This is a genomic window from Streptacidiphilus sp. ASG 303 (assembly GCF_020991365.1).
Taxonomy (GTDB): domain Bacteria; phylum Actinomycetota; class Actinomycetes; order Streptomycetales; family Streptomycetaceae; genus Peterkaempfera.
Window position 1 is genome coordinate 92,154 of record NZ_JAJLRA010000011.1, and the last position, 14,097, is coordinate 106,250.

Below are 14,097 nucleotides of genomic sequence, written 5' to 3' on the forward strand. Positions count from 1 at the left end.
GACTCCGCGCTCTTCCGGTCGAGTTCGACCCCGGCCGCCTCGGCCATGCGCGCGGTGTGCTCCTCGGCCCACCGCGTCGCACGCTCCCGGCTCAGGCGCGGCAGCGGGTCGTTCTTCCCGTCGTCGGGCACGCAGGCTCCCGCCGTGAGGAGGAGAAGGGTGACGCCGAGCGCGCACCGGGCGGACCTGGCGTCGGCCATGGGGACTCCCGGTGGTCAGGGCGAGGGGGGTCACCCGGGGAACAGGGGAACGTCGTTGTCCTGCTTGGGGACTTCCGTGGGGGGCCTCCCCGCGATGATCCGCCCCTGGTTGGCGAGGCTCTGGCTCCCCTGGTCCCAGTAGCCGCTGTGGCCGTGGGTGTCGACCTCGAAGTTCCGCCCGCCGAAGGGCTCCTCGGCGGGGTTGTCCCCGAGGCTGAGGTCGGAGAAGTCGTCGATGACGGCGTCGTCGGAGGCCGCCCCCACCCAGACGTGCGAGGGGTCCATGTGGAGGTCGCGGGCGTGGTCGACCGTCATGCCCGGGCTGCCGACGACCGCGATGTCGTCGGCGCCGAGGCCGTGGCCGCCCGCTGCGGCCGCACCGACGGCGGTGGAGCCGTAGCTGTGCCCGATCACGGTGATGTGCCCGTGGCGGTCGCCCTGGGCCGCGCGGGTCCCGGCGATGAAGTGCCGCAGGTCGGGGGCGGCGTCCTGGGCCCGGCCCTGGCCGGCCACGCCCGCGTCGAGGTCGCCGCCGGACGCCTCGGGCGCGTCGTAGCCCAGCCACATCACCATCGCGACGTCCTCCCCTCGGCTCTGCTTCGTCGCGGCGTTCTGGAGCCTGCCGATCCGGTCGAGCTGGCCGTCGACCGAGTCCATGGTGGTGTTGGTGCCCGGGACGAGGACGCCGGTGTGGGCGGCGGTGTCGGGGTTGCCCATGGCGATGACGGCCTGGCCGTCGCCCGCGGGGTCGTAGTCCAGGAGGTAGAGCTCCTTGCCGCGCGGGGCCCCGGCCCCCTGGTCGAGGCGGTCCTGGAGGACGTGGAGGTTCTGCAGCCGCTTGTTCCGCTCGTCCTGGGAGATGTCCGTGAAGTCCTCGGGCCCGCCGAACTCCAGGTCGTTGAGCTCCTGCTCCATGGCGAGCCGGTTGGCGTGGTCGCGGACGTCGCTGGGCAGGCCGTCGGTGCCGCCGATCCGGGCGGGGTAGAGGGCCGCGTACTCGGCGCGGTCCTCGGGGCCGAGGGCCTTCCACCACGCGGCGGCGTCCCGGGGGTCGTCGGGGATCTGCGGTCCCTGCTGTCCGATCGCCTTCACGGCGTCCCGCACGTCGTGGGCCGACTCGGCGGACGCGGCGTCGTTGAAGCGGTCCATGACCATGCCGTCCAGCGAGGACAGGGCCCGCACCCCGTCGGCGTCGGCCTTGCGGGCGTCGCGCAGGGCGGCGTCGATCCGCTCCTGGAACTCGAGGCGCCGCCCGCCGCGTTCGCGTGCGATCTGCTGGGCGTCGGGGTCGTTGTGCGGCAGCGACGCGCTCTGCGGGTCGGTGACGGTGCCGTCGTGGCCGACGGCGTAGCCGTCGTCCTCGGCGCGGCGGACCGCGTTGCGCAGGTCGGTGCGGGCCTGCTCCATCCAGAACCGGGTGGTCTCCAGGACGCTGCCGATGGTCATGGCCTCGGTCCGGACGACGTCCATCCTGGCCTCGACGTCCCCCAGGTAGAAGAAGGCGGCGTCGGCGTCCTCCCCCTTCCAGCCGTGCCGGAGCGGTCCGGTCACGCGGCCGCGGTGGCGCCCGGCTGCCTCGTCCATCTCCCCGGAGACCCGGGTCCACGCCTTGGCCGCGGCCTCCAGGTCGCCGAAGTCCTGCGCCATCAGGCGTGCGAAGTCACTGCTCATGCCGGTCCTGGACTCCCCCGTGGTGATCAGCCGTCGAGCACCGCCGATCCTAGGGGCCCGCGGGGGCCCGGCCGCACCGGCCCCGCGCGTGTGACGCACACCTCGCCGCCGGGCGGGGCCCGGCAGCGGGCGGGGCTCAGTAGTCGAAGGCGCGGGCGGTGTTGGCGGCGACGGCGGCGGCGAGCTCGTCCTCGGTGACGCCCTTGGCCTGCGCCATGGCCCGGAGGGTGACCGGGATCAGGTAGGGGGCGTTGGGGCGTCCCCGGTAGGGGGCGGGGGTGAGGAACGGCGCGTCGGTCTCGACCAGCACCAGGTCCAGGGGGGCGACGGCGAGGGCGTCGCGCAGCGGCTGGGCGGACTTGAAGGTGACGTTGCCGGCGAAGGACATGTAGTAGCCGCGCTCGGCGCACACCTTCGCCATGGCGGCGTCGCCGGAGTAGCAGTGGAAGACGGTGCGCTCGGGCGCGCCCTCCTCCTCCAGCACGCGCAGGACGTCGTCGTGGGCCTCGCGGTCGTGGATGACCAGGGCCTTGCCGTGCCGCTTGGCGATGGCGATGTGGCGGCGGAAGGACTTCTCCTGGACCTCGGCGCCCTCGGGGCCGGTCCGGAAGTGGTCCAGGCCGGTCTCGCCGACGGCGCGGACCTCGGGCCGGGCGGCGAGCGCGTCGATCTCCGCGAGGGCGTCCTCCAGGGCGGGCAGGCCGCCAGGGGCGCGGCGCTGCCCGCTCCAGCCGTCGGGGTCGCCGAGGACGATGCGGGGCGCCTCGTTGGGGTGGAGGGCGACGGCGGCCCACACCGGCTCGTGGGCGGCGGCGAGGTCGGCGGCCCAGCGGGAGCCGGGCAGGTCGCAGCCGACCTGGACGACGGTGGTGACCCCGACGGCGGCGGCCCTGGCGAGGCCCTCCTCCGGGGTGCCGTCCTGCATGTCCAGGTGGGTGTGGGAGTCGGCCACCGCCACCGCCAGGGGCTCCGGCAGTGGCGGCGGTCCGGACTTTCCGCTGCTCATGGAGGTCAGGCGTCCTTCTTCTCTTCCAGGCGGGGGAAGAGGATGTCGCCCTTGGTGACGGTGGAGCCGGCCGGCAGGCGCCCCCAGTCGGCGGCCTCGCCGACGCGCTGGTCGGCGAGGGCGCCGAGGGACGCCTCGGCGCCGAGGGAGTCCCACAGCTTGGCGGCGGCGGCCGGCATCACCGGGTTGAGCAGGACGGCGACGGCGCGCAGCGACTCGGCGGCGGTGTACAGGATCGTGGCGAGCCGGGCCCGGCTCTCCGCGGAGCCGTCCTTGGCGACCTTCCACGGCTCCTGCTCCGTGAGGTAGCCGTTGACCTGCTTGATGAAGTCGAAGACCGCGGCGATGCCGCCGGAGAAGTCGACCTCGTCGCCGATCCTGCGGTCGGCCTCGGCGACGGCCCGGGCGAGGCCGTCGGCGACCGCCTGCTCGGCGTCCCCGGGGGCCTCGGCGGCGGGCAGCTTGCCGTCGAAGTACCTGCCGACCATGGCGGCGACGCGGGAGGCGAGGTTGCCGAAGTCGTTGGCCAGCTCGGAGGTGTAGCGGGCCGTGAAGTCCTCCCAGGAGAAGGAGCCGTCCTGGCCGAACTGGATGGCGCGCAGGAAGTACCAGCGGTAGGCGTCGACGCCGAAGTGCGAGGTGAGGTCCTGCGGGGCGATGCCGGTGAGGTTGGACTTGCTCATCTTCTCGCCGCCGACCATCAGCCAGCCGTTGGCGACGACCTTCCTCGGCAGCGGCAGGCCCTGGGCCATGAGCATGGCGGGCCAGATGACCGCGTGGAAGCGGAGGATGTCCTTGCCGACGAGGTGCACGTCGGCGGGGAAGGTCGCGTCGAACTTCGCCGGGTCCGCGCCGTAGCCGACGGCGGTGGCGTAGTTGAGGAGCGCGTCGACCCAGACGTAGATGACGTGCTTGGGGTCCCAGGGGATCGGGATGCCCCAGTCGAAGGTGGAGCGGGAGATGGAGAGGTCCTGCAGGCCCTGGCGGACGAACTGCAGCACCTCGTTGCGGGCCGACTCGGGCTGGATGAAGCCGGGGTTGGCCTCGTAGAACTCCAGCAGCCTCGGGCCGTAGGCGGAGAGCTTGAAGAAGTAGTTCTCCTCCTTCAGCATCTCCACGGGCCGCTTGTGGATGGGGCACAGCTTGGCGCCGTCCTCGCCGTCCAGCAGGTCGCCGGGGCTCTTGTACTCCTCGCAGCCGACGCAGTACGGGCCCTCGTAGCCGCCCTGGTAGACCTCGCCCTTGTCGTACAGGTCCTGGACGAACTCCTGCACCCGGTGGGTGTGCCGCTCCTGCGTGGTGCGGATGAAGTCGTCGTTGGCGATCTCCAGGTGCTCCCAGAGGGGCTTCCACGCCTCCTCGACGAGCTTGTCGCACCACTGCTGGGGGGTGACGCCGTTGGCGTCGGCGGTGCGCATGATCTTCTGGCCGTGCTCGTCCGTGCCGGTGAGGTACCACACCTTCTCGCCGCGCTGGCGGTGCCAGCGGGTGAGCACGTCGCCTGCGACGGTCGTGTAGGCGTGGCCCAGGTGGGGGCGATCGTTGACGTAGTAGATCGGCGTGGTGACGTAGTACGCCGACGCCCCGTTGCTGTTGGTTCCAGTGGCCGCCATGCAGGAATCCTATCCGCCGGGCGGGGCTGCCCCGGCGCGCCCGGGCCGCCTGCGCGGCCGCCCCTCACCGCCGCACGGGAGGGGCGGCCGCCCGGGAGCGGGCGGTGTCAGTCCTGCGGACCGCCGTGCCGGCGGCGCAGGTGGAGGTGGAAGGGGAGGTGGAGGCGGCGGCGGGGGCGCTTCCGTCCGGCGTACTCGTCGCGGCGGGGGGCGGCGGCGCGGGGTTCGGGCTCGTGATGCCCGGGCTCGTGGTGTCCGGCCTCGTGGCGCTCCGGCTCCGTCCCGGCCGGGTGGGGGCCCGGCGCGCCGGGGTTGCGGGTCCAGGAGCGGCCGACGGCGGCGACGCGCCCGGCGCGCATGATGCGGACGGTGTGGCCGCCGCAGCCGGGGCAGGTGGGCTTGAGCAGCGGCGAGGGGACGCGCACGCCGTTCGCCCGGTACTGGCAGACGGTGCGGCCGTCCCGGTCGGTGTGGTGCTCGATGGCGTAGTCCTGCTCCCAGCCGTACCCGCAGCTGAGGCAGGCGAAGGAGTAGGCCTCGTGGACGGCCGGGGCCGGGTTCCCGGCGGTGGCGGTCGCCGACGACGGGTCCGTGCCCGGCCTGCTCACAGGGTTACCGATGGTCTCGCTCATGACGGTCTCCCGGTGCCCTCCGGACGTCCGTCCGGTACGGGTCTTTCCTCTCCAGGGAATTCCCGGGGCGGGCCTGCGGACTCCCGGGTTGCCGAGTCTTGGCCCGCTGTTGGGGATTCCTGTACGGACCGCGGCGCGGTCCCCGTCGCTCCTTGGCCTTCCAGGTCTCCGCTTTACCTTGCGCGCGCCCGGTCGCCACCGCCCGCGCGCGGACCGGCGGCGGTGCGCCGGCGCGGCGCGCCGGTGGCGCCCGCGCGGGGCGCCCTGTCCGTCCACCGTACGCCGCCCCGGGGCGGCGCGGCAGGGCGGACGGGGCACGCCCGGCAGGCGCCCGCACCGGCCCGGACCTGCGCCGGGCCGGTCCCGTGCCGGGCCGCTCCCGGCCCGGTCCGGCCCCCGGTCGGGCCCCCGCCCGGTTCAGCCCCGGCCCGGCTCCGCGGACGGCGCGTGCTTGGCCGCCACGACCGCGTCGAACACCTCCCGCTTGGGGATCCCGGCCTGGGCCGCCACCGCCGCGATGGCCTCCTTGCGCCGCTCCCCCGCCTCCTCCCGGACCGCCACCCGGCGGGCCAGCTCCGCCGGGTCGAGCTGCTCGGGCGCGGCGGGGGGCGCGCCGGCCACGACCACGGTGATCTCGCCGCGCACGCCGTCCGCCGCCCAGGCGGCGAGGTCGGCCAGGGGTCCGCGGCGGACCTCCTCGTAGGTCTTGGTCAGCTCCCGGCAGACCGCGGCGGGCCGGTCCGCGCCGAACGCCTCCGCCATCGCGGCCAGCGCCTCGGCGAGGCGGTGCGGGGCCTCGAAGAAGACCAGGGTGCGGGGCTCGGCCGCCACCTCGCGCAGCCGTCCGGCCCGCTCCCCCGCCTTGCGCGGCAGGAAGCCCTCGAAGCAGAACCGGTCCACCGGCAGCCCCGAGACGGCCAGCGCGGTGAGGACCGCCGACGGGCCGGGCACGGCCGTGACCGGCACCCCGGCCTCGACGGCCGCCGCGACGAGCCGGTAGCCGGGGTCGGAGACGGACGGCATGCCGGCGTCGGTGACCAGCAGCACCCGGGAGCCGCCGGTCAGCGCCTCCACGAGCTCGCCGGTGCGGGCCGCCTCGTTGCCCTCGAAGTAGGAGACCACCCGGCCGGCCGGGGCCACCCCGAGGGCCTGGGTGAGGCGGCGCAGCCGCCGGGTGTCCTCCGCGGCGACGACGTCGGCGGCGGCGAGCTCCCGGGCGAGGCGGGGCGGCGCGTCGTCCACGTCGCCGATGGGGGTTCCTGCCAGTACGAGTAGACCTGTCACCGCCCCATCCTCGCAGCCCGGCGGCGGGCCCGGGGCGGCGCGGCGCCCCGGGCCGGGCCGGGGCGGGACTCCGTGCGCACCGGACCGGCCCGCCCGCGGCGGCCCACCCCTACGATGTGCGGGTGAGCGGTGACAAGGCGACAGGAGCCCCAGCGGGCGGTGACCCCACCGGCGGCGGCGCGGGCACGCCGGGCGCACTCCCGGCGGACGGCCGGGCCGCGTCCGGCGGCGGCGCGCCCGGCGGCGCGCTGCTCACCGGCGAGCGGTCCGGCGGGGCCGGCGCGCCCGGCGCGGACGGCGGGCACGGCACGGACGGCGGGCCCGGGGACGGCGGGGGGCCGGGGACGGCCTGGCGGCGGGCCCTGGCCCGGTACGGGTACTCCGGGCCGGACCGCGTCCCGCTGCGGCACCGGCTGGTGCCGCCGATGCCCGGCGGCGCGCCCGCCGGGGACGCGGCCGTGCTCCCCTCCTCCGGCGCGGCGCTGCTCGCGGCCCGGATCCCGCCGGGGCTGTGGCTGTGGCTGTGCCGCTGGTCGGGCTGGCTGGGGCCGCTGGCGGTGGCGCTGTTCGCGGGGGTCCTGCGCTTCGCGGACCTGGGCAGCCCCAACGCGGTGATCTTCGACGAGACGTACTACGCCAAGGACGCCTGGTCGCTGCTGCACCTGGGCTACGAGGCGAACTGGCCGGAGGACGCCAACAAGGACATCATCGCCTCGCCGCAGACCGTCCCGCTCTCCTCCCAGGCCGCGTACGTGGTGCACCCGCCGGTCGGCAAGTGGGTGATCGCGCTGGGCGAGTGGGCCTTCGGCCTGCACCCCTTCGGCTGGCGGTTCGCGACGGCGGTGCTGGGCACCCTGTCGGTGCTGATGATCGCCCGCATCGCCCGGCGGCTGCTGCGGTCCACGCTGCTGGGCTGCACGGCGGGGCTGCTGCTGGCGGTGGACGGCCTCCACTTCGTGATGAGCCGCACCGCGCTGCTGGACCTGGTGGCGATGTTCTGGGTGCTGGCGGCGTTCGGCCTGCTGCTGGTGGACCGCGACCGGACGCGGGCCAGGATGGCCGACGCGCTGGGCGCCACCGCGGACCACCCGGACGCCGACCCCGACGCGGCGGTCGCCGCCCGGCTGAACCTGGGGTGGCGCCCGTACCGGCTGCTGGCCGGGGTGAGCCTGGGCCTGGCCTGCGCCACCAAGTGGAGCGGCCTGTACGTGGTGGCGGCGTTCGGCGTCATGGCGGTGCTCTGGGACCTGGGCGCGCGCCGCACGGCCGGAGCCCGCCGCCCGCTGCTGTCCGTGCTGCGCCGGGACGCGCTGCCGGCGTTCGCCTCGCTGGTCGTGGTGACGGTGGGGGTGTACCTCGCCTCGTGGGCGGGCTGGTTCGCGAGCAGCGCGGCGCCGGGGAAGGGCGGCTACTACCGGGACTGGGCGTCGCAGCACCCGGGCGGCGCGACCTGGGTGCCGGGCCCGCTGCGGAGCCTGTGGCACTACCACTCCGAGGTGTACGGCTTCCACGTCAACCTGCACTCGCCGCACACCTACCAGTCCAACCCGTGGAGCTGGCTGGTGCTGGGGCGGCCGGTCTCGTTCTTCTACGAGTCGCCGAAGCGCGGCGAGGCGGGCTGCCGCGTCCAGGAGTGCGCGCGCGAGGTGCTGGGGATCGGCACGCCGCTGCTGTGGTGGGCGGGGCTGGTCGCGCTGGTGTACTGCCTCTACCGGTGGGCGCTGCGGCGCGACTGGCGGGCGGGTGCGGTGCTGTGCGGGCTGGCCGCGGGCTACCTGCCGTGGTTCCTGTACCAGGACCGCACGATCTTCCTCTTCTACGCGGTGATCTTCGTGCCGTTCCTGGTGCTGGCGCTCACCATGATGATCGGCGCGATGGTCGGGCCGCCGCGGGCCAGCCGGGAGCGGCGGATGGCCGGCGGTGTGGTGGCCGGACTGCTGGTCCTGGCGATCGTGTGGAACTTCCTGTACTTCTATCCGATCTTCACCGGGCAGACCCTCCCGATGGACGACTGGCGCGACCGGATGTGGTTCAACGCCTGGATCTGACCCGTGCGGACCCGGCGGCCGGGTCCGCACGGGTCCGCACGGGTCCGCCGGGGTCTGCGGAGGTCCGCAGGGGTTCGCACGGTTTCGCGGGCGGGCCCGTTGAACGCGTTCAAGGGAACTGCTGCGCCCACGGACGAACACGCCTACGATCGCCGGGTCACCGTTGGTTCGCAGGGGGAGCAGTCGTGGGCAGAGCGGCGAAGGTCACGGTCGGGGCGGTGTGCGCCGGGATGCTCTCGGTCGCCGGGTACGGGGTCGCGAACATCGCGGGGGCGCTGACCGGAGGCCACCGCGGGAGCGCTCCCGCCGCCCGGGCGACGGCCACGGGCGACGGCCGGCAGGCCGCGTCCGGCGAGGCGCCCTCGGCCGGCCAGGCCCGGCAGGCCGCGCAGTCCTTCCTCGCCGCCTGGGCGAAGGGCGACACCGCGGACGCCGCCGGACTGACCGACGACCCCGCCGCCGCCGCGGACGGCCTGGCCGGCTACCACGACGACCTGCACCTGGACTCCCTCACCCTCGCCCCCACGGCCGGAACCCCCGCCGCCACCCCGCACGACCCCCCGCTGCCGGGCTCGGTCGCGGTCGGCTTCCACGCCGGGGCCCGGCTGTCCGGCCTCGGCACCTGGGCGTACGACGGGACGGTGCGGGTGGTGCGGACCACCGACGGCGGGGCGAAGGTGCACTGGTCGCCCTCGGTGCTCCACCCCCGCCTGACCGGCCAGACCGCCCTGCGGGCCCGGGACCTGCCGCCCGCCCCGCCGCGGATCACCGACCGCGACGGGAGGCCGGTCGACGCCTACCCCTCGCTGAAGGCCCTCGCGGGCGACCTGCAGGAGGCGCTCCGTGCGCGGCCCGACGACGGCACCCCCGGTAAGGGGGTGGTGATCGCGGGCGCCGAGAGCGGCGACACCCTGGCGGTCCTGCACACCTTCCGGAGGTCGAGGCCCGGCCGGGGGCTGCGGCTCACCGTCGACGGCCGCCTGCAGGCCGCGGCCGAGCGCGCGGTCGCCGAGCAGGGCCGCGGCGGCAGCCGGCTCGCCTCCCTCGTGGCCGTCGAGGCCTCCACCGGGCGCATCCTCGCGGTGGCCAACTCCCAGCCCTTCAACGCCGCCTTCCAGGGCGCCACCGCCCCCGGCTCCACGATGAAGATCGTCACCGCGGCCGCGCTGCTGGAGCACGGCGTCTCCCCCGGCGCCGCCGCCCCCTGCAGGGCGCACCTGTACGTGGACGGCAAGGAGTTCCACAACGTCGAGGGCAGCGCCATCCCCGGGGCCACCCTGCGGGACGACTTCGCCGCCTCCTGCAACACCGGCTTCATCGCCCTGCGCGACCGGCTCGGCGACGGCGACCTCGCCGCCGAGGCCCGCGACGTCTTCGGCCTCGGCATGACCTGGCACACCGGCGTGCCCAACCGGGACGGGCAGGTCCCCCCCACCGGCGGCGACGAGGTGGAGAAGGCCGCCGACATGATCGGCCAGGGCCGGGTCCAGATGAACCCGCTGGCCATGGCGTCGGTCGCGGCCACCGTCCGCTCCGGCGTCTTCCGCGAGCCGGTCCTGCTGCCGGACCTCCCCCAGCAGCCGGCCGCCCGGCCGCTGCCCGCCCGCGTGGCCGCGCAGCTGCGCGGCATGATGCGGGCCACCGCCGTGCGCGGCACCGCCGCCGGGGTGATGGCCGGCCTCGGCGGGACCGTCGGCGCCAAGACCGGCACCGCCGAGGTGGGCCGGGCCACCGACAGCTGGTTCACGGCCTACCGGGACGGCGTGGCCGCGGCGGCCATGGTGCAGGGCGGCGGCCACGGCTCGGCCGCGGCGGGCCCGGCGGTGCGCGCCGTCCTGGCGGCGTCCCGCTGAACCGGCCGGGAGGCCGGCCCGAGGGGCCGGCCCGAGAGGCCAGCCGCCGCGGTCAGGCGCCGTAGACCTCGTGCAGGTTGTCGGCGGCCGGATGGGTGCGGCCGGCCGGTCCGGCGGCGAAGGCCCGCAGCACGTTGGCGGTGACCCGGGTGGTGAAGGCGCCGGTGCGCCCGTCCAGGCCGTGCCGCACCCCGGGCACGCCCGGCCCGGAGGCGTCCAGCGACTCCACCCACCGCATGGTGCCGGTCGCGAAGAGGCCGGAGCCGCCCGGCCGGGCGCCGTACGCGGAGTCGCTGTGGCTGCGGGTGCCGTTGCAGACCAGCGGGGAGTGCGCGAGCACCTCCAGCGGGCGCGGCGTCGGCGCCTGCGGCGTCACCCGGTCGTACTCGACGCCGACCAGCGCCCGGAAGGAGTCCCCGGCGCGCACGCCGGTGCCCTCGAACACCCAGTGGTCCGGGCGGGAGACCACGTACGGGGCCTCCACCGGGTAGCCCTCGTAGAGGACGCCGGTGAGCGAGCTCTCCGGGTCGGGCGCCGGGTCGCGGCGGAAGTCGTTGGTGACCAGGGCGTGGTCGCCGCGGGCGTAGGCCGGGTCCTGCCGGTAGTCGGCCTTGTAGCAGACGGCCAGGCGGTGCGGGCCCGCGGCGGTGGGCTCCAGGCGGATGCGGCGGAAGCAGGTGTTGGCGCCCAGCACCGCGAGGTTCGCCCCGGCGTCGCGCGCGCGGGCGGTGCGGGCCCGCTGCTCGGGGGTCCAGTACTCGTCGTGGCCGAGCAGGACGACGGACGCGGCGCCCGCCAGCCCGTCCGGCCGGGTCGCGACGTCGATCCCGGTGGTGTACGCCAGCGGGAGGCCCAGGCGCTCGGCGAGGCAGACCAGGGGCAGTTCGTAGACCAGGAACTTCCCGGCGCCGTCCTTGGCGTACGGCCGGTCGAAGGAGACGGCGAGGGAGCGGGTGCGGAAGGCGCCGTCCGGGCCGTTGTAGAGGCTGCGCCCGCCCCACTCGTTGTACGCCTGCCAGGTCGCCGGGGCGTTGACCAGCACGGTCCGCCCGGCGGTGCGGGCCGAGCGGACGGTGAGCGGGACGTACCGCTGGGCGGTGCGCCCGTCGGCGTCCAGCCGCAGCAGGTAGCAGCCCTCGGGCCAGCCGCGGGCGGCGACGGTGAGGCTGCGCTCCCAGTCGGCGTGGACGGTGCGGGTCGCCGCGTCCAGGCGGGGGGCGCGCTGCCGGCGGCCCCGGACGCGGCCGGACTCCCAGACCAGGCGGGCGCGGGCGCCGCCGTACCAGCCCATCCGGTAGGCGCGGACGGTGAAGCCGGGGGCGGTGGTGGAGACGTGCAGGCCGAACTCCTCGCCCGGCAGGACGCTCACCCGGTCGGTGTAGCCCTCGATCGCCGACGGCGCGCCGCGGCGGGTGATCCGCCAGTCGCGGTCGCCGGGGCGGGCGCTCTCGGCGGGGGCGGCCGGTGCCGGGCGGCCCGCCGGGGTGCGGGCGGGGTGCGCGTCGCCGCCGCCGGCCGAGCAGCCCGCGGCGGCGAGGCCCGCTCCGGCCGCCAGGCCGAGGAAGCGGCGGCGGTCCGCCGCGCGGGGGGCGTCGCCGCCGTCGTCGTGCCGTCCGTTCCCCGCCGGCCCGTCCGCCGCCGGTCCGTCCGCCGTCGGCCCGTCCGCCGTCGGTCCGTTCCCCGCCGGCCCGTCCGCCGCCCGTCCGTTCTCCGCTCGTCCGTCCACCGCCGCTGCCGCCTTCCGTGTCCGCCCGCGGGGGCCTCCCGGGACACCGTCGCACCGGGTCGGACAGGACGTGCCCCGCGGGCCCCGCGACGTCACCCCTGCGGGTCACGGTTGCGCCGGATGCCGGGCGCGACGGCGGGAGCCGCGCGCCGGGCGGACCGGTCGGGGCTGCGGGGCTACGGGGCGGCGGGGGCGCGCAGGTCCAGCGGCGGGCGCGGCACCGGGACCACCGCCGCCGCGTCCTCCGCGGCGGCCCGCCCGGGGACGGCCCGGTCGGGGACTGGCCGCTCGGGGACGGCCAGGTCCACGGCGGCCCGCCGTGCGGCGCGGGCCGCCAGGCGCGGCCACAGGGCGATGAGCGCGGGCAGCGCCAGGTAGCCGAAGCGGCCGGCGGGGGCCAGCAGGAAGGCGGTGGCCAGGCCGACGGCGAGCTGGTCGGCCGCCTGCACGGCGGTGAGCGGGGGCCGCAGCAGCAGCCGGGCCGCGACCGCGCCGCCGCCCAGGCAGAGCAGCACCAGGCAGGTCGCGCTGCCGCCGGGGGCGTACGCGGCGATCAGCCGGCCCGGCAGCGGGCTGGCGGCGGGGGTGCGGACGGCGGTGAGGCCCAGCGGGAAGCGGACCACCTGCTCCAGCATCGCGCCGGGGTGGGTCAGCGCCGTCGGCAGCACGGTCGCCGCCGCCCCCGCCACCGCGATCGCGGCGCAGCGCAGCGCGGCCCGGCGGCCGTGGGCGGCCAGCAGCAGGACGGCCGCGACCGGCAGGGCCGGCCACGCGGTCCACTTCAGGGCGCAGGCCAGGGCGAGGGCCAGGCCTGCGGCGGCGGCGCGGCCGCGGGCCGCCAGGGCGAGGGCGAGGACGCAGAACCCGGTCAGGGGCAGGTCGACGCCGCCGACCGCGAGCGGGAGGGCGACCAGCGGGGAGGCGGTGAGGACGAGCAGGGGCGAGGCGGGGCGCGGGGCGCCGGCCGGGACGGCCGGGGTGCCGTGCGGCCGCAGCAGCCGCCAGGCGGCGGCGGCGCAGAGGAGGAAGGCGGCGGCGAACCAGAGCCGGGCGTCGCCGAGCAGGCCGGTCAGGCCGCCGTCGCCCGCCGTGACGTCGGTGGTGGCGTCCCCTCCGCCGAGCAGGGCCCGGGGCAGGCCGAAGAGGGCCATCGCGGGCAGGTAGGGGTTGTAGTCGGTGACCACGGCGGGGTCCGCCAGATAGGGGCTGCCGGTGTGGAGGAGCAGCTGGGCCGACCGCTCGACGACCCCGACCTCGGACTGCCGGTGCCCCTGGAGCGCCAGCACGGCGAGGGGCAGGACGACGGCGCCGGCGAACGCGGTCCGGGCGGCGGTGCGGGCTCCGCGGGCGCGGGGCAGCAGGCCGACGGCGAGCGCGGCGGCCAGGTAGGCGGCCGCCGCGAGCAGGCCCCAGGTGCGCTGGTTGGCCAGGCGGGAGGTCAGGGGGAAGGCGGCGGCCCAGGCCGCGGCGGCCAGGCAGGCGAGGACGCGGGCGCGGCGGCTGCCGGCCGCCCGGGTGCAGGCGGCGAGCGCGGAGCGGACCGCGGGGGACGCGGCCCGCACGGCCGGGGTCCGCGGGAGGGGCAGGGCCCGCACGGCGGCCAGGGCCCGCAGGGCGGCGGGCAGCGCCCGTGCGGCGGCCGGGGCGGGCACGGTCCGCGGGGCGGGCCGGGCCGGGCCGGGCAGGCCGCCGCCGGCGGCGCGGGGGGAGGGGACCACCGGCGCGGGCCCCGGGAGCCAGGGGCCGGGCATCCGGCGCGGCGGTGCGGTGCGGGCGGCCGTGAGGGCCGCGAGCGCTTCGAGGGGCGCGGGGTGCGGGGTGCGGCCGGTCCCGGGCCTGCGGAGGGCGGCGGCGTGCAGGCGGCCTGGCAGTCGGGTGGTCACCATAGCCGGTCACGCTATGCAGGGGGCGGCCGCGGCGTCGTCCCGCTGGAGGGGGTATCGGGTGTACCCCTACGGGTTGACCCGGGGCGCCCCACCGGACCCGGTGCGTCCGGTTCCGTGCCGGTGCGTCCGCCCGCCGTCGCGCCGCGTGACGGCGCCGCCCCTCCCGGCGGCCTGCGCC

General features: G+C 77.2%; 9 protein-coding genes and 1 pseudogene. 2 read left to right on the plus strand and 8 right to left on the minus strand.

The window, feature by feature from the left end; genetic code table 11:
• The 6 genes and pseudogenes from LO771_RS16485 to rsmI form a co-directional block, all read right to left on the minus strand.
• Positions 1-200, minus strand: a pseudogene (locus tag LO771_RS16485) (hypothetical protein); the annotation flags it as partial.
• Positions 201-230: 30 nt separating this feature from the next.
• Positions 231-1,871, minus strand: a complete 1,641-nt coding sequence (locus LO771_RS16490; RefSeq protein WP_230653081.1) for an alpha/beta hydrolase — start codon at positions 1,869-1,871, stop codon at positions 231-233.
• Positions 1,872-2,007: 136 nt separating this feature from the next.
• Positions 2,008-2,877: a TatD family hydrolase gene (locus LO771_RS16495; RefSeq protein WP_230653083.1), complete on the minus strand. Its 870-nt coding sequence runs from the start codon at positions 2,875-2,877 to the stop codon at positions 2,008-2,010.
• 5 nt (positions 2,878-2,882) lie between these two features.
• Entirely contained in the window at positions 2,883-4,490 is a 1,608-nt protein-coding gene (gene metG, locus LO771_RS16500) for a methionine--tRNA ligase (RefSeq protein ID WP_230653085.1), read from the minus strand.
• A 107-nt stretch (positions 4,491-4,597) separates the two neighbouring features.
• Entirely contained in the window at positions 4,598-5,122 is a 525-nt protein-coding gene (locus LO771_RS16505) for a hypothetical protein (protein ID WP_230653087.1), read from the minus strand.
• 417 nt (positions 5,123-5,539) lie between these two features.
• Positions 5,540-6,406 (minus strand): 16S rRNA (cytidine(1402)-2'-O)-methyltransferase, encoded by an 867-nt coding sequence (rsmI, locus tag LO771_RS16510; protein WP_230653089.1) that lies wholly within the window; start codon positions 6,404-6,406, stop codon positions 5,540-5,542.
• A gap of 248 nt (positions 6,407-6,654) precedes the next feature.
• On the opposite strand from rsmI, the gene LO771_RS16515 reads away from it, so the two are divergent.
• Together LO771_RS16515 and LO771_RS16520 are read left to right on the plus strand one after the other, a co-directional pair.
• The gene (locus LO771_RS16515; RefSeq protein WP_374228186.1) at positions 6,655-8,454 is read left to right on the plus strand and encodes a dolichyl-phosphate-mannose--protein mannosyltransferase; all 1,800 of its coding nucleotides are present in this window, start codon (positions 6,655-6,657) and stop codon (positions 8,452-8,454) included.
• Between the two features lie 185 nt (positions 8,455-8,639).
• Entirely contained in the window at positions 8,640-10,307 is a 1,668-nt protein-coding gene (locus LO771_RS16520; protein ID WP_230653091.1) for a penicillin-binding transpeptidase domain-containing protein, read from the plus strand.
• Between the two features lie 52 nt (positions 10,308-10,359).
• On the opposite strand, the gene LO771_RS16525 is transcribed toward LO771_RS16520, so the two are convergent.
• Together LO771_RS16525 and LO771_RS16530 are read right to left on the minus strand one after the other, a co-directional pair.
• Positions 10,360-12,033: a N,N-dimethylformamidase beta subunit family domain-containing protein gene (locus LO771_RS16525; RefSeq protein ID WP_230653093.1), complete on the minus strand. Its 1,674-nt coding sequence runs from the start codon at positions 12,031-12,033 to the stop codon at positions 10,360-10,362.
• A gap of 176 nt (positions 12,034-12,209) precedes the next feature.
• On the minus strand, positions 12,210-13,919 hold the full coding sequence (locus LO771_RS16530) for a glycosyltransferase 87 family protein (protein ID WP_230653095.1): 1,710 nt from the start codon (positions 13,917-13,919) through the stop codon (positions 12,210-12,212).
• Between the last annotated feature and the right edge of the window lie 178 nt (positions 13,920-14,097).

Bases quoted from the DNA above. Each gene is read 5' to 3' on its own strand.
- LO771_RS16490 (WP_230653081.1), bottom strand. From the start codon at position 1,871: ATGAGCAGTGACTTCGCACGCCTGATGGCGCAGGACTTCGGCGACCTG.
- LO771_RS16505 (WP_230653087.1), bottom strand. From the start codon at position 5,122: ATGAGCGAGACCATCGGTAACCCTGTGAGCAGGCCGGGCACGGACCCG.
- metG (WP_230653085.1), bottom strand. From the start codon at position 4,490: ATGGCGGCCACTGGAACCAACAGCAACGGGGCGTCGGCGTACTACGTC.
- LO771_RS16530 (WP_230653095.1), bottom strand. From the start codon at position 13,919: ATGGTGACCACCCGACTGCCAGGCCGCCTGCACGCCGCCGCCCTCCGC.
- LO771_RS16495 (WP_230653083.1), bottom strand. From the start codon at position 2,877: ATGAGCAGCGGAAAGTCCGGACCGCCGCCACTGCCGGAGCCCCTGGCG.